Source organism: Microvirga sp. CF3062, assembly GCF_036314045.1.
Classification (GTDB): domain Bacteria; phylum Pseudomonadota; class Alphaproteobacteria; order Rhizobiales; family Beijerinckiaceae; genus Microvirga.
This window is the reverse complement of sequence record NZ_JAYGGN010000009.1, coordinates 36,279-59,467: the sequence shown is the minus strand read 5'-3', so window position 1 is coordinate 59,467 and position 23,189 is coordinate 36,279. Positions and strand designations below refer to the sequence as shown.

The 23,189-nt window shown below is 63.0% G+C and carries 22 protein-coding genes; 14 read left to right on the top strand and 8 right to left on the bottom strand.

Annotation, left to right across the window (positions count from 1 at the left end; translation table 11 throughout):
- Positions 1-12 precede the first annotated feature (12 nt).
- The gene (locus tag VB618_RS15965; RefSeq protein ID WP_329797714.1) at positions 13-1,248 is read left to right on the top strand and encodes an NAD(P)/FAD-dependent oxidoreductase; all 1,236 of its coding nucleotides are present in this window, start codon (positions 13-15) and stop codon (positions 1,246-1,248) included.
- A 113-nt stretch (positions 1,249-1,361) separates the two neighbouring features.
- The gene (locus VB618_RS15960) at positions 1,362-2,111 is read left to right on the top strand and encodes an SDR family NAD(P)-dependent oxidoreductase (protein ID WP_329797713.1); all 750 of its coding nucleotides are present in this window, start codon (positions 1,362-1,364) and stop codon (positions 2,109-2,111) included.
- A 362-nt stretch (positions 2,112-2,473) separates the two neighbouring features.
- Here VB618_RS15960 and VB618_RS15955 read toward each other — a convergent pair whose 3' ends face one another.
- The gene (locus VB618_RS15955) at positions 2,474-2,755 is read right to left on the bottom strand and encodes a hypothetical protein (protein ID WP_329797712.1); all 282 of its coding nucleotides are present in this window, start codon (positions 2,753-2,755) and stop codon (positions 2,474-2,476) included.
- Positions 2,756-2,990: 235 nt separating this feature from the next.
- Here VB618_RS15955 and VB618_RS15950 point away from each other — a divergent pair, with 235 nt between their 5' ends.
- Positions 2,991-3,188, top strand: a complete 198-nt coding sequence (locus tag VB618_RS15950) for a hypothetical protein (protein ID WP_329797711.1) — start codon at positions 2,991-2,993, stop codon at positions 3,186-3,188.
- Between the two features lie 27 nt (positions 3,189-3,215).
- Here VB618_RS15950 and VB618_RS15945 read toward each other — a convergent pair whose 3' ends face one another.
- A complete protein-coding gene (locus VB618_RS15945) occupies positions 3,216-3,413 on the bottom strand; it encodes a hypothetical protein (RefSeq protein WP_329797710.1) in 198 nt (65 codons plus the stop codon).
- Positions 3,414-3,670: 257 nt separating this feature from the next.
- On the opposite strand from VB618_RS15945, the gene VB618_RS15940 reads away from it, so the two are divergent.
- A complete protein-coding gene (locus VB618_RS15940) occupies positions 3,671-4,444 on the top strand; it encodes a DUF2243 domain-containing protein (protein WP_329797709.1) in 774 nt (257 codons plus the stop codon).
- A gap of 16 nt (positions 4,445-4,460) precedes the next feature.
- Here VB618_RS15940 and VB618_RS15935 read toward each other — a convergent pair whose 3' ends face one another.
- The gene (locus VB618_RS15935) at positions 4,461-4,835 is read right to left on the bottom strand and encodes a hypothetical protein (RefSeq protein WP_329797708.1); all 375 of its coding nucleotides are present in this window, start codon (positions 4,833-4,835) and stop codon (positions 4,461-4,463) included.
- A 150-nt stretch (positions 4,836-4,985) separates the two neighbouring features.
- Here VB618_RS15935 and VB618_RS15930 point away from each other — a divergent pair, with 150 nt between their 5' ends.
- Complete coding sequence (locus VB618_RS15930) at positions 4,986-7,031, top strand: prolyl oligopeptidase family serine peptidase (protein ID WP_329797707.1); 2,046 nt, start codon at positions 4,986-4,988, stop codon at positions 7,029-7,031.
- A 320-nt stretch (positions 7,032-7,351) separates the two neighbouring features.
- Positions 7,352-9,793, top strand: a complete 2,442-nt coding sequence (locus tag VB618_RS15925) for a helicase-related protein (protein WP_329797706.1) — start codon at positions 7,352-7,354, stop codon at positions 9,791-9,793.
- Here the strand turns inward: VB618_RS15925 and VB618_RS15920 are convergent.
- Positions 9,790-10,959, bottom strand: a complete 1,170-nt coding sequence (locus VB618_RS15920) for a M20 aminoacylase family protein (RefSeq protein WP_329797863.1) — start codon at positions 10,957-10,959, stop codon at positions 9,790-9,792. The two genes, VB618_RS15925 and VB618_RS15920, sit on opposite strands and share 4 nt — an antisense overlap.
- Before the next feature lie 99 nt (positions 10,960-11,058).
- Here VB618_RS15920 and VB618_RS15915 point away from each other — a divergent pair, with 99 nt between their 5' ends.
- The 6 genes from VB618_RS15915 to VB618_RS15890 all read left to right on the top strand — a co-directional run bounded on the left by VB618_RS15915 (position 11,059) and on the right by VB618_RS15890 (position 17,011).
- Positions 11,059-11,748, top strand: a complete 690-nt coding sequence (locus VB618_RS15915; RefSeq protein ID WP_329797705.1) for a phosphoribosyltransferase — start codon at positions 11,059-11,061, stop codon at positions 11,746-11,748.
- A gap of 175 nt (positions 11,749-11,923) precedes the next feature.
- The gene (locus VB618_RS15910) at positions 11,924-12,964 is read left to right on the top strand and encodes an ABC transporter substrate-binding protein (protein WP_329797704.1); all 1,041 of its coding nucleotides are present in this window, start codon (positions 11,924-11,926) and stop codon (positions 12,962-12,964) included.
- Positions 12,965-12,974: 10 nt separating this feature from the next.
- The gene (locus VB618_RS15905) at positions 12,975-13,823 is read left to right on the top strand and encodes an ABC transporter permease (RefSeq protein WP_329797703.1); all 849 of its coding nucleotides are present in this window, start codon (positions 12,975-12,977) and stop codon (positions 13,821-13,823) included.
- Positions 13,820-14,611 (top strand): ABC transporter permease, encoded by a 792-nt coding sequence (locus VB618_RS15900; RefSeq protein WP_442931813.1) that lies wholly within the window; start codon positions 13,820-13,822, stop codon positions 14,609-14,611. The genes VB618_RS15905 and VB618_RS15900 overlap by 4 nt, the downstream gene beginning before the upstream one ends.
- A 7-nt stretch (positions 14,612-14,618) precedes the next feature.
- Positions 14,619-15,686: an ABC transporter ATP-binding protein gene (locus VB618_RS15895; protein WP_329797701.1), complete on the top strand. Its 1,068-nt coding sequence runs from the start codon at positions 14,619-14,621 to the stop codon at positions 15,684-15,686.
- The gene (locus VB618_RS15890) at positions 15,686-17,011 is read left to right on the top strand and encodes an amidohydrolase family protein (RefSeq protein ID WP_329797700.1); all 1,326 of its coding nucleotides are present in this window, start codon (positions 15,686-15,688) and stop codon (positions 17,009-17,011) included. The genes VB618_RS15895 and VB618_RS15890 overlap by 1 nt, the downstream gene beginning before the upstream one ends.
- A 4-nt stretch (positions 17,012-17,015) precedes the next feature.
- Here the strand turns inward: VB618_RS15890 and VB618_RS15885 are convergent, their stop codons facing one another.
- On the bottom strand, positions 17,016-18,890 hold the full coding sequence (locus VB618_RS15885; RefSeq protein ID WP_329797699.1) for an adenine deaminase: 1,875 nt from the start codon (positions 18,888-18,890) through the stop codon (positions 17,016-17,018).
- An 80-nt stretch (positions 18,891-18,970) separates the two neighbouring features.
- Here VB618_RS15885 and VB618_RS15880 point away from each other — a divergent pair, with 80 nt between their 5' ends.
- Positions 18,971-19,894, top strand: coding sequence for a nucleoside hydrolase (locus VB618_RS15880; RefSeq protein WP_329797698.1), 924 nt, complete (start codon positions 18,971-18,973; stop codon positions 19,892-19,894).
- Positions 19,895-19,929: 35 nt separating this feature from the next.
- A complete protein-coding gene (locus VB618_RS15875; protein ID WP_329797697.1) occupies positions 19,930-20,460 on the top strand; it encodes an ankyrin repeat domain-containing protein in 531 nt (176 codons plus the stop codon).
- A 13-nt stretch (positions 20,461-20,473) separates the two neighbouring features.
- Here VB618_RS15875 and VB618_RS15870 read toward each other — a convergent pair whose 3' ends face one another.
- The 3 genes from VB618_RS15870 to VB618_RS15860 are packed head-to-tail and all read right to left on the bottom strand — an operon-like array spanning position 20,474 to position 23,183.
- On the bottom strand, positions 20,474-21,322 hold the full coding sequence (locus VB618_RS15870; protein WP_329797696.1) for an SAM-dependent methyltransferase: 849 nt from the start codon (positions 21,320-21,322) through the stop codon (positions 20,474-20,476).
- On the bottom strand, positions 21,319-22,473 hold the full coding sequence (locus VB618_RS15865; protein ID WP_329797695.1) for an NAD(P)/FAD-dependent oxidoreductase: 1,155 nt from the start codon (positions 22,471-22,473) through the stop codon (positions 21,319-21,321). The genes VB618_RS15870 and VB618_RS15865 overlap by 4 nt, the downstream gene beginning before the upstream one ends.
- Positions 22,470-23,183: a methyltransferase domain-containing protein gene (locus VB618_RS15860; protein ID WP_329797694.1), complete on the bottom strand. Its 714-nt coding sequence runs from the start codon at positions 23,181-23,183 to the stop codon at positions 22,470-22,472. Before VB618_RS15860 ends, VB618_RS15865 begins: the two co-directional genes overlap by 4 nt.
- Between the last annotated feature and the right edge of the window lie 6 nt (positions 23,184-23,189).

Here is a 23,189-nt window from a genome sequence, read left to right as displayed (position 1 = left end):
CGGGGACAAAGCATGCAGGTTGCGATCATCGGGGCAGGTATCGTGGGGCTTGCCACCGCGCACGCCTTGCTCGACAGGGGCCATGAGGTCGTCCTGATCGAGCCAGGCGGCAAGCAGGGGCGCCCGACCGACGGCAATGCCGGCTGGATCGCCCATACCGACGTCATGCCGCTCGCGTCCCCAAAGGCGTGGCGGAACCTGCCGCGCTGGCTCATGGACCCGCTCGGGCCGCTGACTATCAGGCCGGGATACCTGCCGCATCTGGCACCCTGGCTGGCGCGCTTCCTGCTGGCCTCGTCGCCCTCTCGCATCAAGGCCAGCATCGGGGCGATCCGCGCGATCAACGCGGAGGCGCTGCCGGCGTGGAAGAGCCTCCTGTCGTCTCTCGATTTGAACGGGCATCTGAGGGAAAACGGGATCCTCTCCGTGTGGAGGCACCGCGGTGACTTCAATCGATCTCAGGACATTATCGAACGTCAACGCAGCTTGGGGATCGCGGCAGAAGTGTTGAGCCCTCAGGCACTAACAGAGCTGGAGCCCATGCTCCGCAATGTGGAAGCCGCCGTGCTTTACCCGGATGCATGCCATGTGTCCGATCCGGCTGTTCTGGCCGCTGACCTTCTGCGACTGGCTCTGGAGCGTGGCGCCATTCCTGTTGCGGCGCATGCCTCAAGAATCGAGTTGACGGACGGTGCCATTCGTATCCACACAGATGGATCCGCCTCGCCAGTGGTCGCCGACCAAGTCGTGATCTCAGCCGGGATCTGGTCGCGCGCCCTGGCGGCTCAACTGGGCGACCAGATCCCGCTCGACACCGAGAGAGGCTACAACGCGACCTATCCGAAGGGCACATTCGGGATCGGCCGGCCGATCATGTTCGAAGGCGAAGGCTTCGTCACGACGCCTCTCGACACAGGCGACCGGGTCGGCGGCGCGGTCGAGTTCGCAGGGATCGAGGCAGCGCCCAATCACAGCCGGACCGACGCCATGGTTCAGCGCCTGACGCGCTTCCTGCCTCATCTCCAGGCCGAACTGGCCGCAAAGCGCTGGATGGGATTTAGGCCCTCGATACCGGATTCCCTGCCGGTCATCGGACCTGCCGGACGGGACCGGCGCGTGATCTATGCCTTCGGTCACGGGCATTACGGCCTCACTCAGTCCGCCATTACGGCGCAGATGGTGGCAAGCATGCTCGAGGGGCGATCAGGCCCGGTTGATGTGAGCCCGTTCTCCGCACAGCGTTTCTGATCGGGCAGCCCTGTTCACAAACACTGGAGCTGGGCCCGAACAGGGATGAAAGGTCTTTCGCTGCACGGGGAAGGCCGCGCATAATCGAGCCTCGCCCCCCTGACGGATTTTTCATGAGCTCAACGAACCTTCTGGCCAATCTTGAGCAGCCCTCACGGGCCGTCGTGATCGGTGCTACGGGAGGGATCGGATCAGCCGTTACGGAGCTGCTGGCGCGGGAGGGCTTCGAGGCTGTCCATGCCTTGTCGCGGAGAGATATCGGCAGTGAGGTCGGCGGCGTACGAACAGGTCGCATCGATATCGAACACGAGCCCAGCATCGCCGCCGCGGCCGAGGAATTCCGGGAGGGCGCTCCTCTGCGTCTTGTTCTTGTGGCAACCGGGTTGCTTCATGCGGCGGATTATCAGCCCGAGAAAACCTATCGCAGTCTTGATCCGGAACTCCTGGCCAGGAGCTTTCGCGTCAACGCCATCGGCCCCGCGATAGTCGCCAAGCACATGCTCCCTCTCTTGCCTAAGAATGGGAAGAGCATCTTCGCCGTGATCTCGGCCCGTGTCGGCAGCATCGAGGACAATCGGCTCGGCGGATGGTACGGCTACCGCGCCTCGAAGGCTGCTCTCAACCAGCTCATGCGGACTCTCGCGGTCGAACTCCGGCGCCAGAAACCCAACGCTATCTGCGTTGCCCTTCATCCTGGCACGGTCGATACGGCTTTGAGCGAGCCCTTTCAGGGTGGGGTTGAGAACGGAAAGCTCTTTGCCCCTGGCTTTGCAGCCGAGCGGCTGCTCACTGTGCTGAATGGCCTCTCGACAGAAGACAGCGGCGGATTCTTCGCCTGGGATGGACAGGGGATCCCGTTCTAGAGCCTCCGACCAACCGCACCGGCGGCTGTGGCGGATTGCCTAGAACCGATCCCGCATTCAGGGCCGGCGTTCTCTCGACGACAGGAGAAGCCGCCTTACGCCGTCGAACAGGTCTTGGACGAGAAGAGAGAGCAGATTGCACTCAGGCTCTGGCGGCCCAGGCGCGTGCTCGCAACGCCAGCTGCGCTGGAGTGGGAGCATGGTCGCGCCATCCTGGAGCGAGCGGCGTCATTCGGATCCTGCATATGCGCAACCCGATCGCAAACCTCGCTGAAGCCTTTGCCGAAGGCATCACGAGCTGTGAATGTTCTGAAGCATCAGAATTCTCTCTTCTGCAACAGGAGGAAAATCGTGGTGCTGGTTCAGCCGAATATCGCCTCGATCCGCTCCTGGAGGGTTGCTAGCTCCCGGACATAAGGCGCGCGCTGCTCCTCATGGCTTGTCCGGAGGCTGATTATCATCTCAGCCTTGTGTGCCTCGTCGAGCGAGCTCTGCCGAATAAGCTCCAGGTTCTTCTCGTAGGCGACCTGAAGGTCGGCGAGATGAGCCAAAAAAGCCTGGAGCGTGGGGAGGATGACCGGGGAGTAGACACTGCCCGTGACAGGGGTCTGCTGCAGGGTGAGGTGCTCGATGTTGCTGATCATAGCGTCCTCCACGTTCTTCTCGTTGCCGGAATGCGTTCTTCCGTTCTGCCATCCTCCCATTGAGCGACACCAGTATGGTGAGCGTTGGGCACCTTGGCGGCAGAACAACGGGAAGCTTTCACATCCTATGATGATCATGTGCAGCTTGGATCTCGCTGACATTGATCGCGATCAAGGAAATGCCTCGAATGCAGCGCCATGTTGTATAGCGTTCAAGACAGGCACGGAGGCTCTGATGCTCAGTTGGATCGTTCGTCTCTTGATGATTTCAGCCGGTTTCGTGACGAGCTGGTTCGTCGCCAAGGATGCACCGATCTTCGGGGTGGCTCAGATGATGATGACCCTTGTTCTGATCGCGCTTATCGTTGCCGTGGTGGCCTTCTGGCCGCAGCGCTGGACGGTAGCGCTCAATCGCCTCTATCGGAATTGGTGAAAGAGCCCGTGCAGCCCGGCCATGTCTCTAGTGCTGAACCCCGAGCGGCCAGGGGGCAAACAGGTTGGGACGCCTCCACAGCACGAAGTGATCCTGGAGGGCAAGCTTCAGATCGGCGTCCTTCTCCAGGAGGGCGATCTGCGCCTCGACGGCTTTAAGTTCCCGCTCAAGCTTTGCGGCGCGGCGTGCGCTGGCTGCGAAAGGCTTTCTTTTTCTGCTCTTCATCTGGCACCTCATGGTCCGAAAAGCAGCCTTCGTTCTCCCCGCTGAGGAAGACGACGACCGACGTTCGGATGGCCATGCTTGTGCCCCCTGTAGATCGTTCGTTGTATTGTTGATTCGAATCCTACCTGAGGGGCGTCCTCTCGTCTGTCAGGAACCCGACACATTAATGACAATCGCAAACATGGATTAACCTTTGAAACCTCGGATCAGCACTTACGGTTGAGAGGATGGAACGGCTCTCGAACCTAGGGCGCATCGTGGCAAACACCGCATCCAGACGCTATCACCCATGGCCTGGCTATATGCTTGGCTTTGCCCTCGGCGGCTTCTTCGATGGCATTCTGCTCCACCAGATCCTGCAATGGCATCATCTCCTCAGTGCCATCAACGGCGACGACATCCGGTTCCAGGTCGCTGCCGACGGCTATTTCCATGCACTGATGTATGTGATTGCCGCCGTGGGGCTCTGGATGCTGTGGGCATCGCGGCGTACGCCTGGAGGTATGTCGGGCCGTCTGCTGTTTGGGGGCATCCTGATCGGCTTCGGTGCTTGGCACATCGTCGATGCGATCCTGTCCCATTGGCTGCTCGGAATACATCGCATCCGCATGGACAGCAGCAGCCCGCTCTTTTGGGATCTCCTCTGGCTGGGTCTTTTCGGCCTCGTGCCGGTGGTCGTCGGGTGGATGATGAGCGGGCCGAGAGACGATGGATCCCAGGCTGTCCGCTCGCCCGCTCCGGCCCGGGCGATGGCGACCCTTCTGGTTCTCGGCGCAGGAGCTTTGGGAATTTGGCCCCTGAGAGGCAGTGAATTCGCCACAGTGCTGTTTGCCCCAGGCACCGGGCAGGAACAGGTCTTGAGAGCCCTCGCATCAGCAGATGCGCAGCTGGTCTGGATGGACGGCAGCGGCGAACTCGCAGTGCTCCGGTTGGCCAATGGTCAGTCAGGCTGGGAGCTGTTCAGCCAGGGAGCGATCCTCGTATCCGGAGCCGGGCTTCCGGCAGGCTGCTTCAACAATCTTCGCACCTAATCGCTCTGGTTGAGCGTTAGCGCCTGCGCAGCCGCTCGATGGCATCCTTGTGCGCGGCGGGATCGACATCGTATTCGGCCGCGAGACGTTCGATCTCGGCCCGTCTGTCCGCGGCACTGAGCCTGGGGTTGAGGCTCGCGATTGCAGCCAGAAACGATGCGCCGGCAAAAACCGGATCGCGGCGGCGGGCGGTCTGCTCGCGCTCCTTCTTCAGCTCCGCCTGCCGCTCCCGGTAGGTCTCCAATGGCCCGAAGGCGCGGAGCGCCCGGTTTCGTAAGGCCTGGGGCGGAAGGTCGTGTTCCTGGGCGATATCCTGCAGCGCGCTTTCCGGATCCTCTCCCGCGAGCAGGGCTTCCGCGAGTTCTTCCAGCGCCGAAACGAACGGATCCATCGTGGCCCCTTTCGGAATGGTTTGACCGTCAACGGATGGTGATCGGTTCGGTTCTCCACCAAAATGTTGTCGAAGGCTCAGGCTGACCAATAATCCCTGTTATCGATTCTCATCCACCCGTCATCCCCACTCGAACGGAATTCACACACCATGGCCGAACAGATGCAGGAGCATGCCGATCCCTATCTCTGGCTGGAAGATGTGGAGGAGCATGAGGCGCTGGCCTGGGTGCGCGCCCATAACGAAGCCGCCAAGGCTGTCCTGTGCGATCCGGCTTTCGAGTCTGACAAGAAGGCGCTCTACGAGATCTCGACCCGGCCGGACAACATTCCGTTCATCACTCGGCGGCGGGGTCAACTCTACAACTTCTGGCAGGACGCTTCCCATGTGCGCGGCCTGTGGCGGCGCACCACCATGGAGGATTACCGCCGGCCGGACCCCACTTGGGAGACTGTACTCGACATCGATACGCTGGCGCGAACCGAGGGAGAGGACTGGGTCTGGAAGGGCTGCGGCACGCTTCAGCCCGAACAGCGCTACGGTCTGGTGAGCCTGTCGCGGGGCGGGGCCGATGCGGTGGTGGTCCGGGAATTCGATCTCGTCGAGAAGAGGTTCGTGGAGGACGGCTTTGCCCTGCCGGAGGCTAAGGGCGGGGCGACCTGGCTCGATCCGCATACGCTCCTCGTCTCGACAACCCTCGGCGCCAATGCCGCCACCGCTTCGGGTTATCCGCGCACCGTGCGCCTGTGGCGCCGCGGCTCGGACTTCATGCAGGCGCCTGTGCTCTTCGAGGGTGAGGCGAGCGACATCTACATCTCGGCGTCGGTGGATCGCGAGCCCGGTTTCGAGCGCACGTTCTACCGGCGGCAGATCACCTTCGAGGAGGGGATCAGCTATCTCGCACGCGAGGCTAGCGAGCCCTTGCTGATCGATCTGCCTCTCGATGCCCACTTCGATGTGGAGAAGGACTGGCTCGTCGTGAAGCTGAAAAGCGACTGGGCCCTGCCGGAGCGAACCTATCCGGCCGACTCTCTGCTCACGATCAGCTTTTCCCGCTTCCTTGAAGGAGACCGCCAGTTCGAGATGCTGTTCGAACCTGGGCCGCGGCGCGTTCTCTCCGGCTTCTGGTGGACGAGGTCCCGGCTGGTGCTCACGGTCCTCGACAATCTCGCCAGTCAGATCTGGCTCGGCACGCCAGGCTTGCCCTGGAGTTTGGAGCAGCTGGAGGGGCTGCCGGACACGGCTTCTGTCCACGCCATGTCGCTGGATGCCAGTCAGTTGGAGCGGACGGATGAGTTCCTCCTGACGATCTCCAGCTACGTCGAGCCGACGAAGCTCGCGATGGTGACGGAGGACAAGCAGATCGAGGTGCTGAAGGAAGCGCCCGCCGCCTTCAATGCCTCCGGCCTGGAGGTCACGCGCCACGAGGCCGTCTCGGTGGATGGAGAGCGGATTCCTTATTACCAGATCGGACCCAAGGACCAGGGCGGGCCGCGCCCGACGGTGCTCTATGGCTATGGCGGCTTCTCTGTCTCGATGACGCCGGGTTATCTCGGCGGCATCGGCAAGACGTGGCTCGAGCGCGGCAATGTCTGGGTGGTGGCCAACATCCGCGGCGGCGGCGAGTTCGGGGCTGCCTGGCACAAGTCCGGCATGCGCGAGGGCAAGCGCCTGTCCCACGACGATTTCGCCGCCATCGCCCAGGATCTCTCTGAACGTGGGGTGACGACACCGAAGCAGCTTGCGGCCTATGGCGGCTCGAATGGCGGCCTGCTCGTGGGCAATATGCTGACCCGCTATCCCGAACGCTTCGGGGCGATCTGGTGCACCGTTCCGCTGCTGGACATGCAGCGCTACACGCGCTTGCTGGCCGGTCCGAGCTGGGTGGCGGAATACGGCGATCCGGACAGGCCAGAGGATTGGGCCTATATGGCGCGGTTTTCCGCCTACCAGAACCTGGAGCAGGGCCGCGCCTATCCTCCAGTGCTGCTCGTGACATCCCGACGGGACGACCGCGTTCACCCGGGCCATGCCCGTAAGATGGCGGCCAAGCTGGAGGACATGGGGCACTCGGTCTTCTTCTACGAGCCCGACGATGGCGGCCACGGCGCCGCCAACAAGGAGCAGGCGGCTTTTCTCTCGGCCTTGGGGCTGTCATTCCTGCGAAGAGCGCTGGCTGGTGAGGTCAGCGCCTGAGTTGTGACGATCTGATCAGCAGGGGATAACCCTTTGCGGACGGGAGCTGCCCGTAGCCGGCAGCTCCCTTGATATTGCACTCTGTCGTGATCACATAAGCGCAGAGGAAAAGCGCGGCCTCTCAACATCTTAACCCTGCTTCCGGCCATCTCAACGAACGGCCGCGGCACGGGGTACATCATCGCCTGCGGGCGCTCATCAAAAACATCTTCAGCCTTCTGGAGTTTACCCCCAGCTCGTGGCTTAGGCTGCGATGATAAGGCTGTCCCATGAACGAGGCCGGAGCCGCTCCTTGCGTGCTCCGCCTGCTGGAAACTTGAATGTCCAAGAAGTCGAAGAATCTCGTCAGCCTCAACCACCTGCCAGGCATCCTGCTCGCGAGCCAGGCCGAATGCGAGCGCTGGATCGAGGCCGGGTTGATCCCGGTGGCGGAGCGCCGGACGGTCCAGAAGCATGGACGCAACATTAAGGAGCCGATGTTCGACCCCGAAGTTGTGGCCCAGCTCGCCGCCGAAGTGCCAGCTTGGCGGGAACACGGCGACGAACGGGGCCGGGAGCTGCGTTCCGATGCGCGTCGGAGGGAAGGTGGCAGGTCTGCCGATCCGTCGCACGACGATGCGGCGCATCGGCGGCGTCAGAGCATCCTCGCGCCTGTCCGCAAAAATACGGGGATCTACATCGCCGAGGATATTCGCCGGATCGAGAGCGGCCGGTGGAAGCCCGAGCGCGTTTTCGCCGGCTACCGTGCCGTGTTCAGCCAACCTATGCAGGTTTTGCCGGACAGCGATCCCATCGAGATCGCCATCGAGTTTGCCTTCGCCGAACCCGTCGAGGTTGCGACCGTCACCTTGGCGCCGGCTCGGGTGGAGCGTACCGAGCTAGCAGCTGCTTCTGAGACCCTGGAATCCAGGCTGATCGAGTTGCGCGACGCCACGTTCGAGGCCTGCGAGCAGGAGCTGGCGGGCTGGCGCGACGAGCTCGAGACATATCTCGACGCCTTCGAGGATGCTGACGAGCGGCAGGCCATTCTTGGAGGCATCCGTGCCGCTCTCGAAAAGCTCGAACGAATCCATGGGTCCGACAAGGGTGGCCCTGCCGGTGCCGCACGCAAGCTGCGCCAGAGGTTGGACGACTACCGCTCGAAAGCCGCGGCCCGCAGACTCCGGCATCTGCGCGAGGCTCAGATCCGCGAGGCTTCCGGCTATGAGCGCTATGCGGCGATCTTCCCCGTCGCCCGCTCCCTCAATCGTCGCTTCCTGTTCCTGGCAGGGCCAACCAACTCAGGAAAAACCTATGAGGCGCTGAAACTAGCGCGCGAGGCTGGGACTGCCGAAATCCTTTCACCCCTTCGGCTTCTTGCGCTTGAGCATTTCGAGCGTATGAGCGAGGAGGGGCTTCCTGCCGGCATGGTGACGGGTGAGGAGCGGGTGTTGCCGGAGGGCGCAACGCATATCGCTCGGACCATCGAGACGCTCGACCTTCATCGCGTCGTCGATGTCTGCGTCATCGACGAGGTGCAGATGCTGGGGGATCCGAGCCGTGGCTGGGCCTGGACCCAGGCGATGATCGGCGCTCCTGCCCGGCTCGTGGTTCTCACCGGCGCTCCGGAGGCGATCCCATTGGTCGAGCATCTGCTCGCCATGACCGGCGAGCCGCTGGAGGTAAAGATCCTCAAGCGCAAGGGCAGGCTGCGCGTGGAAGGCGTGCCGGCCAATCTCAACAAGCTAATGCGTGGCGATGCCGTCGTGGCTTTTACCCGCCGCGATGTGCACGACCTGCGCACGCGCCTCGTGCAGTCCGGGCGCACGGTAGCAACCGTCTATGGCGCGCTGGGTCCCGAGGTTCGACGGGCCGAGGCTGCGCGCTTCCGCAATGGCGAGGCCGAGATCCTGGTGGCCACCGATGCCATCGGTATGGGGCTGAATATCGGGCCGCTCCGGCGAGTCGTGTTCTCCACCCTGCGAAAGTACGATGGCGTGCGCGATCGCCAGCTCACGGCCATGGAGATCAAACAGATTGCCGGCCGGGCAGGGCGCTTCGGCCACCACGACGAGGGTCTCGTGACGGCTCTGCCGGATGTGGGTGGCTACGCGCAGGTGGAGAAGATCATCGGCCAGGCGCTGACCGGCGATGCCGGTAAGCTGCGGGGTAAGGCCTATGTTCGCCCGAACCAGGAGACGGTGCTGTCGGCAAGCGAGGTGTTGCAGACCGATCGGCTCGGTCGTGTGCTCCAGCACCTGTACGACACCCTCGTGGCCGGCCACCCGGATCTGCGCATGGCTGACATGGACGAGATGATCTCGCTGGCAACGCTTCTCGACACCGTCGATATGCCGATTCTCAACCGTCTGTCCTACTCCATGGCGCCGGTGGATGGACGCGAACAGCTGGCCATGGAACTGATCCTCGACTGGGCCCGGCAGCATGCCCGCGACGGGCGTGTTCAGGCGCCTGATTTCGGCTTTAACACTGACCTCCTGAAGCTGGAGGCCCGGGTGAAGATCGCCACCTCTTGGCTCTGGCTAGCTCAACGCTATCCGGATGTTTTCGAGGATCCGGAGGCGGTGGTCGACCTGCGTGCGAGCCTCAACGCCAAGATCGAGGAGAAGCTCGTTGACACGTCCGTCTCACATCGTCGGAAGCCCGAGGACAAGGCGAGGCGCGAAAGAGGCAAGACTCCGCAGAAGCAGAGAAAGAACCGGCGGCGCCGGTCCGATGTGGATGTGGGCGAAACGGAGCAGCACCTCGTCAGGAGGCGCTAGGCTGCAAGCTCCTGCTCCACGAGCGCAACCCAGAAGGCGACACCTGTCGGGATAGCCCCATCGTTGAAGTCGTAGGCCGTGTTGTGGTGGAGCGCCCCGTCGACGGCGGGGCCGTTTCCGAGCCACACATAAGCGCCGGGAGCCGCCTCGCTGAAAAACGCGAAGTCGTCGCCTGCGGTCGAGGGCTCGAAATTCGTAACGACTTTGGAGTCGCAGACGGCCTGCGCCGCTTTCAGCGCTCGGGCCGTGGCATCGGCATGGTTGATCACGGGCGGAATCCGCCTACGAAACTCGTAAGCTGCCTCGATATTGAACATCGCGGCCACACCCTTGGCGAGGCGTTCGATCTCGGCTTCAAGTTGATCGCGCACCTCGGCCGAATAAGCCCGAGCCGTTCCGCCGATTTCGACCACATCCGGAATGACGTTGAGCGCCCGTGGATCACCGGCCTGAACCGAGCAGGCGCTCACAACGGCTGGCTGCAGCGGGTTGACCACCCGCCCCACGATGGTCTGCAGGGCGGCGAGGAAATGGCCGCTCGCCGTGATCGGGTCCTTGCCGAGATGCGGCTTGGCTCCATGGGTGCCAACGCCCTTGAAGGTCACGAACCAGCTGTCCGAGGAGGCAAGCTGCGGGCCAGCGGTGACGGCCATTTCGTCGATGGCCAATCCGGGCATGTTGTGCAGGCCGTAGACAGCATCGCAGGGAAAGAGGTCGAAGAGCCCATCCTCCACCATCTTCTTCGCGCCGCCCCGACCTTCCTCCGCCGGCTGGAAGATGAAATGCACCGTGCCCGAGAAGTTGCAAGTCTTGGCCAAGGAGCGAGCCGCTCCCAACAGAAGCGTTGTGTGCCCGTCATGACCGCAGGCATGCATCTTGCCGGGGAACTTCGACTTGTACGGACGCTCCGCCTGCTCCGGCATGGCGAGTGCGTCCATGTCCGCACGAAGGCCGATGGTGCGCGTGCCATTGCCGACCTGCAGGGTGCCGACCACGCCGGTCTTGCCCAAGCCCCGATGCACCCGTAGGCCTGCCTCCTCCAGCAGGGAGGCGACAATCCCGCTCGTCCGCTCTTCTTCAAAACCCAATTCCGGATGGGCATGGAGATCCTGGCGGAGGCTGCGCAGGAATGATAGGTCCGCCTGGATGAGGTCCTGAATGAGCATGGTGCTGTCGTCCTGGATATGCCGGCTCGAATCGTTCGATAACCCGGCAGGCAGCGGCCTACAATCATCCTTCGCACAGCCCACGAACAGGAACGAGCGATGCAGCCCCATGATTTCTGGCAGGAGATCCACCCGCCATCGACTTTCGACCGACATCCTGCGGAGGGGCATCGCGGCTTCTATCCGGCGGAGTTCGAGGACGGCCGCCAGCTGCGCCTGCCGATCCGGGAATTGGCGGATGGAGAGCATGCTCTGGCATCCCTCATCATCAACCAGGCCGGCTTTGCCGTTGAGGACGCTCTCTGCGCCAGCCTTGCGGAGAAGGTCCGCGCTTTCGCCCCGGAGGTGGTGGTTGGGCTGCCGACATTAGGGCTCACTTTGGCGAGTGGTACGGCCAAGAAGCTGGGACATGGCCGGTATGTTCCCCTCGGAACCTCCCGCAAGTTCTGGTACCGGGAGGATCTCTCAGTCCCGATGACCTCTATCACCAGCCCGGAGCAGCTCAAGCGGCTCTATCTCGATCCACGCATGTTGCCCGTGATCGAGAACAGGCGGGTTCTGCTGGCGGACGACGTGATCAGCAGCGGGCGATCGATCGCTGCCGCCTTGGAACTCCTCGCCTCGTGCGGGATTAAGCCGGTCGCTATCGGCACGGCCATGCTCCAGACAGATGTATGGCGGGACAAGCTCGCCACCATCAGTCCGGAATGGCCAGACCGGGTTGTCAGCGTGCTGCGGACGCCGCGCCTCAAGCGGACGGCTGCCGGCGGCTGGGCGCCCGATTTTTGATTTGCGAGCTTTTTGAGCAGAATGACTGTAACGTGGGCAATGTCCTTGAGGGGCAGGGCTTTCCCATAGCCATGGTTGTGTTAATGCCTATGCACCAAGCCAGGGATAGGCCCTCGATCGGGGACCGGCACAATCCCCTTCGGCAGCGAAACAGTAAAACCTAGGAGATCCTGAGATGGTAGGGCGTTGGTACAAGCCAATCGTGAGCACGGGCATTCTTCTGGCGGCGCTGTCTTCAGCTCCTGCCATGGCTCAGAACAAGACGCTGACGATCTCCTGGTGGGGCTTCAACGGCGACAAGCTGGAAGAGATCGTGCTGAAGCCGTTCCGCGCCCAGTGCGGCTGCGAACTGGTCTTCGAGACCGGCAACAACGCCGACCGCCTGAACAAGATCAAGATCCGCGGCGGCAGCGGCGTCGATGTGGTCTATCTCACCGACAGCTACTCACAGCTCGGCATCCAGGAGGGCCTTTTCCAGCCGGTCGACCGATCCAAGCTTCCGAATCTCAACGGCATCTATGAACTCGCCCGCGCGCCGCAAGGGCAATTCGGTCCGGCCTACACCATCGGCCGCGTCGGCATCATCTACGACAGCGCCAAGGTGAGCGCGCCGGTCACCTCCTGGAACGATTTGTGGCGGGAGGATCTGAAGCGCCGCGTCTCGCTGCCTGGCATCACCACCACAGCCGGCCCGATGACCGTTCTGGTGGCCGCCAACAAGGCGGGCGTCGATCCCTATAAGGACGAGAAGGCGGCGTTCAAGGCTCTCGAGCAGCTGAAGCCCAATGTGGTGAAGAACTACAACACCGGCTCCGAGCTCGTGAATCTGTTCTCGACCGGCGAGGTCTCCGTCGCCATGGCACAGGACTTCACCCTGGCCCAGATCCAGGCGGCCGTGCCGACCGTTCGCTGGGCTGAGCTGAAGGAGGCCGACTATGCGACCCTCAACACGGTGAACATTGCAAAGGGCGCGGCGAATCCTGAACTCGCGCACCAGTTCATCAACTTCATCCTCGATCCCAAGATTCAGCAGACGCTCGCCGAACGCGGAGTGGACGCTCCGGTCGCGACCGCGGTGCAGCTGAAGCCCGAAGAAGCTGCCCGCTGGACCTATGGCCAGAAGATGATCTCGTCGCTCAAGCGCCTCGACTACGAAAAGCTGAATGCGGCGAAGAACGACTGGATCGATGCCTGGAGTGAGGTCTTCGGGAAGTAATCCGACCATCATGACCACAAGACGTTTCTGGCGCCGCAATGGCGCAACCGGGTGGGCGCTCTCGGCGCCCGCCACACTCGCCGTCATCGGCTTCCTGCTCGTCCCGATCGGGGCCGTGATCGCCGGCACCTTCATGGATCCACGCGGGGTCTTTGCTCCCTACATTTCCTATTTCAACAGCGGCTTCCGCACCACCGTCCTGTTCCGGACGCTCCAGATCGCTGCGATCACGACAATCATCTCCCTGATCTTCGGCTTCATGACTGCCTATGTGGTCTCCCGCGCGCCGGGAAAGCTGAAGAGCCTGCTCATCGTTGCCGCCGTCTTTCCTCTCCTGACAGGCGTGGTGGTCCGCGCCTTTGCGTGGCTCATCATCCTGGGCCGCAATGGCATCCTGAATCAGACCCTTCTGGCGCTCGGCATCACGAGCGAGCCGCTCGAGATGCTCTACACGCAAGGGGCCGTCATTATCGGCATGGTCTATCTCTTCGTGCCTCTGATGGTTCTGTCCCTTGTCGGCGTGCTGGAAAACATCCCGAGGGATGTGCTGCAGGCCTCCTCGTCGCTCGGGGCCTCGCCGCTCGCCACCTTCTGGCAGGTGCTGCTGCCGCTGGCGGTGCCGGGCTTGATCGTCGGCGCCGTGCTCGTCTTCACCGGCAGTTTCACGGCCTATGCCACGCCGCAGTTGCTCGGCGGCGAGCGGCAGACCGTTTTGGCGACGCTGCTCCATCAGCGTGCAATGGTGTCCTTCGACTGGGTCGGGGCTTCGACCATCGCGGCCATCATGACGGTGATCACCATCACCATCGTTCTCGCGATGAGCCACATCGCCCGCCGCATCAATCCCATGGCCACGTGATGTCCGACAGACCTCATCCCTTTCTCATCGTCGTTGCGGCACTGGTCTATCTCTTCCTCATGCTGCCGCTCGTAATCGTGGTCGGTGCGGCGCTCAGCGATACGACCTATCTCACCTTCCCGCCGCAGGGGCTGTCCCTGCGCTGGTTCGAGAACATCTTTGAGATCAGCGCGTTCCGCCGCACCATCGTGACGAGCCTGCAGATCGCCTTCATGGGGACGCTTCTCGCACTCTTGATCGGCATCCCGGCGGCCTATGCCCTCAACCGATTCCGGATTGAGCTTCCGAAATGGCTGGGGACGCTGTTCGTGCTGCCGATCCTCGTGCCCGAGATCGTTTTCGGGTTCGCACTGCTCAAATCGCTGACGGTCGGCGCGGGGGTGCCTATCCTCGCGGCTCTCCTCATCGGCCACACGCTTCTGGTGCTTCCCTATGTGGTCCGCGTCATCAGTGCGAGCCTGGCCTCCTTCGACTTCTCTATCGAGGAGGCGGCGATCAGCCTGGGCAGCGCTCGAGTCAAAACCTTCTTCACCATCGTGCTTCCGAATGTGAGGGCAGGGGTGATCGCGGCTTTCATTCTCGCCTTCATCACCTCGCTCAACGACGTGTCGGTCTCACTCTTCCTGACAGGGCCTGGGATCAGCACCCTGCCGATCCAGATCCTCGCCCATGTGGAGCAGTTCTTCGACCCCACCGTGGCGTCCGTTTCCGTCCTGTTGATGTTCCTTACCGTGGCCGTCATGGCAGTGGTGGAGCGAACCCTCGGCCTCACCTTTCTTGCGAAGTAGCTTTTACGTGACACAGCCCCTCGATCTCCAAGCCGTCTCGGCCCATTACGGAACGACCAAGGTTCTCGAAGACCTTTCGCTCTCGGTCCAGGCGGGCGAACTCGTCTCGCTCCTCGGCGCCAGCGGCTGCGGCAAGACCACGACCCTGCGCCTCATCGCGGGCTTTCTGTCGCCGACCACCGGATCGATCCAGCTTGGAGGCCGCGACCTGACCCGGCTGCCGCCCCACAAGCGCGATATCGGCCTTGTCTTCCAGAACTATGCCCTGTTTCCGCATCTCTCCGTGCTCGACAATGTGGCCTTCGGCCTTAAGCAGCGCGGCCTTGGAGCTTCGGAGCGCCGCAAGCGCGCCATGTCCATGCTGGAGCGCGTGGGTCTTTCGGCTCTGTCGGATCGTGCGCCCGGAGCGCTTTCTGGCGGCCAGAAGCAGCGCGTCGCCTTGGCGCGTGCGCTCGTCATCGAGCCGCCGCTGCTGATGTTCGACGAGCCACTCTCGAACCTTGATGCCAAGCTCAGGGTCGACATGCGTGTGGAGATCCGCCAGCTGCAGCGGTCGAACGGCACCACCTCGGTTTATGTCACCCACGACCAAGAGGAGGCCTTCTCGATCTCCGACCGTGTCGCCATCATGAATGCCGGACGGCTCATGCAGTTCGACCGGCCGGAGGTACTCTACCGGCGCCCCGCCAACACCTTCGTGGCCCGTTTCGTCGGTTTCGAGAATATCATTCCCTTAAAGGTCGTTGCACGCGATGGCGAGATGATCACCGCGGAAACAGCCGGGATGAGCCTCCGGCTGTCGCAAGCCGCCTATGGCGCCATCCCCGATAGCTTCCTCCTGGCCACGCGCCCCGACGGCTTGGTGGTATCCACCGACCCAGCCGCCGAAGGCATTCCAGCCCAATTGGGCCTGCGGACCTATCTCGGCCGTGCCTATCAGTACCAGTGCGAAACACCGGCTGGCCACCTCGTCGCCAATGGGAGCCTCACGACGCCGCTTGAGGCCGACACCGGCGTGAAGCTCGTGCCCATGCCAGAGCAATGCACCATCCTTTCGGCCGACGGGGCCCAGTGATGGCATCGATCCTCATCAGGAACGCCTGCCTGCTCCCCATCGACGAGGCCATGAGCGTCATTGAAGGCGGGTGGATCCACATCGAGGGCAGCACGGTCCGGGCGCTGGGCGCAGGCGAGCCGCCGCAGTTGGATGGGGCGGACATCATCGACGTGGATGGTGACGTGATCATGCCCGGCATGGTCAACCCCCATGCTCATCTGGCCATGACCCTGTTCCGCGGTCTCGGCGAGGATGTTGACGACCGGCTATTCCGCTACGTGCTGCCCATGGAACGCACGTTCGTGACGCCGGAGATGGTGCGTGTGGGCACGCTCCTTGGGGCGCTTGAGTCTATCGAGGCCGGTGTCACCACCATCGCGGACATGTATTACTACGAGACGGAGGTCGGGCGAGCTCTCGATCAGGCCGGCCTGCGCGGCGTGGTCGGCCAGACGCTTGCGACCTTCGACCCACCCGATCATAAGACGATGGACGAGGGCTTCGCGCTGGTCGAGGAACTCGTGGCCGAGTTTTTCGGGCACGACCGGATCATTCCGTCCATCGCACCCCATGCGCCATACTCGACCGATGTTGAGGTCATGGCCCGTGTCGCCCGTTGGGCCGAGGCATATCCTGGCGTTCCGGTGCAGATCCACCTCGCCGAGATGGACAGCGAAATGGAATGGTGCCGCAAGAACCATGGATTGCGGCCTGTCGCGGTGGTGGAGAAGGCAGGCCTGCTGATACCCGGGCTGATTGCGGCCCATTGCCTGCATATCGATCCGCTCGAGATCGAGCGTATGGCGAAAGCGGACGTGCGGGTCGCTCACAATGCGCGTTCCAATGCCAAGGCCGGACGCGGGATTGCGCCGATTGAGGCCATGCGGGCAGCCGGCATCAAGGTCGGCATCGCCACCGATGGCCCGATGAGCGGCAACACGCTGGATCTGTTCAGCCAGTTCGGGCCGGTTTCCATGTTCCAGAAGCTGCTCGGCCACAGCCGCAAGCCCATGCCAGCCGCCCAGGTGATCCGCATGGCGACGCTCGAAGGCGCGCAGGTGCTGGGCCTCGACAGCCGCATCGGCTCCCTTGAGCCCGGCAAGCAGGCGGATCTCATCCGCATCGACCTCTCCGCACCGCGTCTGCAGCCGGTCTACGACATCTACGCGACGCTCGTATTCTCAGGCATGCCTGTGGACGTGCAGGACGTGATGGTCGGCGGCCGGTGGATCATGCGCGGCCGCAATGTCGAGAGCCTGGAACGTAAGAAGATCCTGCGCGATGCGGGACAGATTGCGACGTCCTTCAAGGCTGAAATGGCCAGGATCGACGCTGCAGGGTGACGCCTTACCAGACGACCGGGTGCGTTTGCCCGGTTGCCACATTGACAAAGCCTTGGGGCGCAGCCTCGCAGGGCGCAACCAGAACCCAGCGCCACGGAGCGCAGGTGAGCGTCGCGAATTGCAGACGCTCCGGAAAGCCAGGGTACCAGCGTGGCGAGAAGGTCGGCTCGAAGAGCCATTCGATTGTCTCGGCTGCTGCGTATAGCCGCTGCATTTCCACATCGAGCTCTTCCGCCGGACGCTGGGTCATCAGCCCACCGATCTCATAGCGCACCTCGGCCAGAACCTTGCCGCCGCTGACAAGAACCCAGCCGCCGCCGATCTCCGCCACGCGGTTGGCCACCACCGCCATGGCCTCATCGGACGAGCCGACAATCCAGAGATTGTGCTTGTCATGGGCGACCGTGCATCCGACGGCCGTGTCGGGCGTCTTCGGTCCGCAGCCGAGCCAGAACATGCGCGAGATTTTTGCCTCGCCGGAGAAGCGGTCGACGATGGCGAACTTGGTGACGTTCCGGGCCGGATCGCGCTGGACCTCGCCGTTTTCGGCCGGCAGCTCCATTGTGATGAACTCGTCGTGCCAATGGAAAGGCCGCAGCAACGCCGCCTGCATCGTGGTTCGGCCGGGTTCAGCGGCGATAGCGAAGTCCTCAGGCTCGATGGTGCGTTTGATGTTCACCGTCTTCGATGCCCAATCGGGCCAGACGATGGAGGGCAGGGCTCCAAGATATTCCGTGCCCCTGGAGGCAGGTTCTCCGTCGGCCCACACCTCGGCGATCGAGAGCTTTTCAACGTCGTCGAGCAGCACGATGTCGGCAAAGCGTCCCGGCGCGATGCTGCCGACCCAGGGCGTCAGACGCATATGGCGCGCCGGGTTGATGGTCACGCACTGGATCGCGATCTCCGGCGAGAGACCCGACTGGATGGCGAGGCGCACATTGTAGTCCGTCGCCCCCATCCGCAGGGTGTCCGAGGCGCTACGGTCGTCGGTAGCAAAGGCAACTTGCGACCACTCGGAGAGGCCACGCTGGAGAAGGCCCTGTATGATCTCCGGCATGGAATGCGGCCGGATCTCGATGAAGGTGCCGTGTCGCAGCTTGTCCCACACCTCCTCGGCAGTCCAGCCTTCGTGATCGGACGCGAGGCCCGCCGCCGCGAAGGCGTTGATGGAGTTGAGATCGCGCAGACCAGCCCCGTGGCCTTCCACGACGCCGCGCTTCTCGAAGGTAGCTTGGATCATGCCCCAGAGACGCCTGTGCGATGGGTTCTCCGGGTTCCAAACGGCAGGCCAATCCATCACCTCGTCTAGGCCCGCGACCATCAGGCTCTGCGTCAGGAACTCCGACTGCTCGTCATAGCCGTAATAGCCGCCGCCCCATTCGTAGGCCGTGGGCGGCACCGCTGAGCCGGGAAGCGGGAAGATCTTCATGGGCGAGCCTTGCCGACGTGCCGTCAGCCAGAATTCCAGGTTGTGCGGGCCATCGACGTTCGAGAATTCGTGGCTTGCCTCACAGGTCCAGGTATTGCCGCGCGGCAGGACGAGGGCTGCCTCGTATTCCGGCGTGATATGCGAGCTCTCGATGTGCTTGTGCACCTCGCCGAAACCGGGAACGGCGGCAAGCCTCGAGCGGTCTTTCCGCACGAGGGCCGTTCCCGGGAACGTGCCTGCAGGTCCGGTCCAGGCGATGCGCCGACCGCGGATGGCGATCTCCTGATCGTCGAGCCACGTGCGTGTGTGAACATCGAGCAGCCGTCCGACGCGCAGGAGCATGTCCGTCGGCCGCTTGCCGAGTGCGACCAGAACGAGATCCTGACGGATCTTCACTTCGTCTGCGGCATTCACCAGAAGGTCGTCGGGAAGCGAGGCGGAACGGGTCACGGCGCACCTGTGGCTATGGTCAAAAACAGCCCGCTGTCGGATAAGACACCACCCGGACCTGAAAGGTTTCTACCCCGATCATGACCCTCGCAAAACCCCGCTTGACCGTCATCGACACCGATCCCGGCATCGACGATGCCATCGGCATCCTTCTGGCCCTCGCTTCGCCCGACTTCACTGTCGCCGGGATCACGACCGTGGCCGGCAACATCGGCATCGAAACCACAACGCGCAACGCAGGCCGCCTTCTCGCGTTTGCAGGGCGGGAGGATGTTCCGGTGTTCCAAGGGGCCGCCGCGCCGCTGTCGCGGATGGGACCTGAGCCGTTGAACCTGCATGGTGAGGACGGCATCGGCGGGGTTGCCTTGCCTGATCCCGCGCGGCCGCCCGAGAGCCCGCATGCCGTGGAATGGCTGGCGGATTTCCTGCTCGATCAGCCGGAAGGCATGGTCGACGTGCTCGCCCTCGGACCACTAACGAACCTCGCCCGCATCGTTCTGGAACGGCCTGCGGCTGCAAAGCGCATCGGCCGGATCATCGCCATGGGCGGCGCAATCCACGAGCACGGCAATGTCGGACCGCGCTCCGAGTTCAACCTATGGGCCGATCCCGAAGCGACAGCGGTCGTCGTCGCATCCGGCCTGCCACTCGTGCTCATTCCCCTCGACGTCACCCGCCGCGTGCGCGCCACGCGGGAATTCGTCGAGCGACTGGCAGCGAGCGGAAAACCTATGGCCACCATGGTTGCCAGTCTCATCGAGTCTTATTTCGAGGCTGAGACGAGCCGGGAGAGCCGTCCGCTCCACGACCCTTGCGTGATGTTGTACGTCCTCTCGCCCGAACTTTTCCGGGTCGAGGAACTTCGCCTAAGCGTTGATACGGGAGGCGCCGAGATGGCTGGAGCGCTCACGATCAATCCTGAAGGAGACCTTGTGAAGGTGGCCCTCGGCGTCGACGGTCTCGCCGCTCTGGATCTTCTCGCTCGACGCCTCACCGCTATCTAGACAAGCACCCCACAGCACATGACTGGGAAAATGTGATGACGGACGAGCAGCCGAAACCAGCGCCGGAATTGGACGAGGAGACCATTGCCTTCGCCCAGCGCGTTTTCCAGCACGCGCGAGCGGGGCAGGTGCAGGAGCTTGGCGATCTTCTCCGCATGGGCCTGCCGCCCAACCTTCGCAATGAGAAGGGCGACTCGCTTCTGATGCTGGCGAGCTATCATGGGCATGCCGAGACTGTGCGGGTTCTGCTTGAGCATGGCGCCGATCCCGAGCTTGCCAACGACCGCGGGCAGACGCCGCTCGCGGGAGCAGCCTTCAAGGGCGACATGGCATCGGTGGAGAGCCTTCTCAATGGAGGAGCCGATGTGAACGGGCGGGCTGACGGCGGCAAGACCCCGCTCATGGTGGCGGCTATGTTCAACCGGGTCGAGATCGTCGAGATGCTGCTGGCGCGTGGCGCGGATGTTCAGGCGCGCGATGCCGGCGGTCTGACGGCGGAGGCCCTGGCAGATGCGATGGGTGCATCGGATACGGCGGAATTGCTGGCTCGTTCGGCCCAATCTTAGAGATTCTTGAGGGCTATCCTGGTTTGTGCGCTGTCAGGAGACCATAGCGCATCGAGCCAGTCAGATAGGCAATCCAGATGCGCGGAACGCTTAGGACGAAGATGCGGTTCTTGGCATGGGCGTCCAGCAGGTAGCGTCTGTAGTGCGGCTGCTTCACAAGCTTCTTCGCAATGCGCCCGGTGCAGAGCGCCCAGGTGCGCCTCACCCTGACGCTGAGGTCTTCGAACCCATCGACTACGAGGCCGGCTTTGCTGGCCCATGCGCGATACTCCGCTTCGCTGCCCATGCCCGGCAGGCGCCCCTCGCGGCAGATCGGCTCCAGCAGATAGCGTTCCTCCCACGGACGGGCACCGTCACGAGCCAACCAAGCGTAGACAGCGAAACGTCCGCCAGGGCGCAGGGTACGAAAGACCTCGTCGAAAAAGCGCTGCTTGTCCGGCATGTGCTCAGAGCTCTCGATGGCGATCACATGGTCGAAGGTCTCACTCTCGAAGGTGTTCTCGAGCCAGTCCTGCTGGATGAAGTGCAGCAGGGGCGACACGGCGTTCCGCGTCTGTGCCTGCCGAAGCTGTACGGATGAGAGCGTGACTCCGGTCACGCGAACATCGTGGCGACGCGCGAGCCACTCTGCCGTCGCGCCATAGCCGCAGCCGACATCGCAGATGTGCTGGCCGGGCTTTAGGTCCAGTGTGCCTGCGAGATGGGCGACGAGGGCTTCAACTGCCTGGTCCGGAGTCTCTCGGCCATCGGTCCAGAGGCCGTGATGAACATGCTCGCCCCAGATTTCGCGGTAGAACGGGTCCAACTCGTCATAATGCTCTGCGATGGCAGCGGGTGTCTGAACCTCGCGCGGTACGATCATGGCAGAGCCAGCGCTTTCCGCATGGAGTCCTGTTGGATGCGGGTGAAGGCTGCAACCTGCTGCATGAGGGAGGGCCATGTCCGACAAAGGTGAAAGAGCACCATCTGGCTTGGTCCGAAACGCGCAGCCTTGTTAAGCACAAAGGCAAGCCGAACCTGACTCTGGACGTCGGCGGCCATTTGCCGATGGAAATCCGTGCTGGCGTGACCATGGCGCAGAAACATCGAGGCAGCGAGATGCCCACTGTGCAGGGCCATCGACATTCCCTCGCCGGTGAAGGAGGGGATCACGCCCACCTGATCACCGAGGCGGAAGAGGCCTTGGGGCTCGGCTAAGTCGGGATGATGAACAAAGCCGTAGGGGATCTGAAAGATAGACAGAGGTTTCTCGAATAGTGGCAGCGAGTCCTGCAGCCGGTCGGCCAGGCGCGGGCACTCACCGATGATCTGTTCAACCAGGTTGTCCCAGCTCTTGCCGATCCGCCCGAAGCGCTCCTGGGTCACGACCAGGCACAGATTGGCGATGCCATCCTCGATCAGCTGCAGCCCGGCATAGCCGTCCTCGAACAGGATGATCTCGATGGCGCCATCGAGCGCGGTTAGCTGCTCCTCAGGCAGCCGGTAATGCATCTTAAAGCCGATGAGATCATTGATGGATCCTGACGCCGGGCGTTTGACGCCCCTGACATCATGCTTGCCGCTGGCCAGAAAGAGAGTCTCTGCTCGGATCGTGCCGAAGGGACCCGCATCGATCCAACTGCGCGTTTCATCGGCGGTAATGGATCGGACAATGACCCCTCGTTCGACGCGTGCGCCCAGCGACATGACCTTCCGCAGCAGCGCCTCATCGAGAACCTTGCGGGAGAGGCCGCGAGCCACGAAGGGCAGTTCCGCTTCGGCCTGCTTCCCACGATGATACAGGCGAAGGCGTGAAATCCGGCTCGCACCAAGGTCGTCGAGATCGATGCCGAGATGGGCAAGATAGGTCTGAGCCTCGACGCTGAGGAACTCGCCGCACACCTTGTGCCGGGGCTCCGGATCGCGCTCGAGGAGAAGCGCCGAGTGTCCTTGCCTGCCCAGGATGCAAGCGGCAGAGGCGCCGGCGAGCCCTCCGCCAACGATCACGATCTTCTCGGTGTGGTGGCGGCTCATTTGAGCCGGCTCACGCACAGGCGGAATGGGACGTGCCAACGGATTTCCGCCGCTCCAGGCGCAAGACCTGCCGCTTGCAGGATTCTCTCCCAGTCCTCTTTCCGAAAGCTACGGGCGATGGAGACAGGCCCGTCATGCTGGACGAAGCGGTGCCAGCGGGCGACGCGGGCGAGGGTGCCGAAAACGTGGAATGGAACGGGATGGCGGTGCAGATCGGCAATGTACCAGCCCCGAACAGTCACCTGTTCCATCCAGCGGATGAAGGCTGCGAGCTCCTCGTTTGACATGTGATGCGTCGTCTGAGAGCTGATCACGAAGTCGATCGGCCGTTCCGGCTTATAGTCGAAGACATTGCCCGTCCGGTACTCGATCATGACATCAGAGGGTGTGGCGGCTTGGGCAATCGGTTCGCTCATGGGATTGAGGTCGACCCCGACCAGATCGACGGGACGGCCCTTGCGGCGGCTCCATGCATGAATCTTGCGCAGGAGATCGCCATAGCCGTAGCCGACATCGAGAACCGTCACACGCTCATTTCGTGCCAGGCTGCGCGTCGCGTGATCGAGCCATCCCAGAATCGGGCCATGGGTAAGGGTCAAAGCGTTGACAGTGGCGAGATCCTTGAGGCAGGCCCGGTAATCCTCGAAGCTGACGGCTTCGGTATCCATCAGCTCCGTCTCGTGGCTGCGCTCGGCGAAGCTCCGGCCCATGTCCGT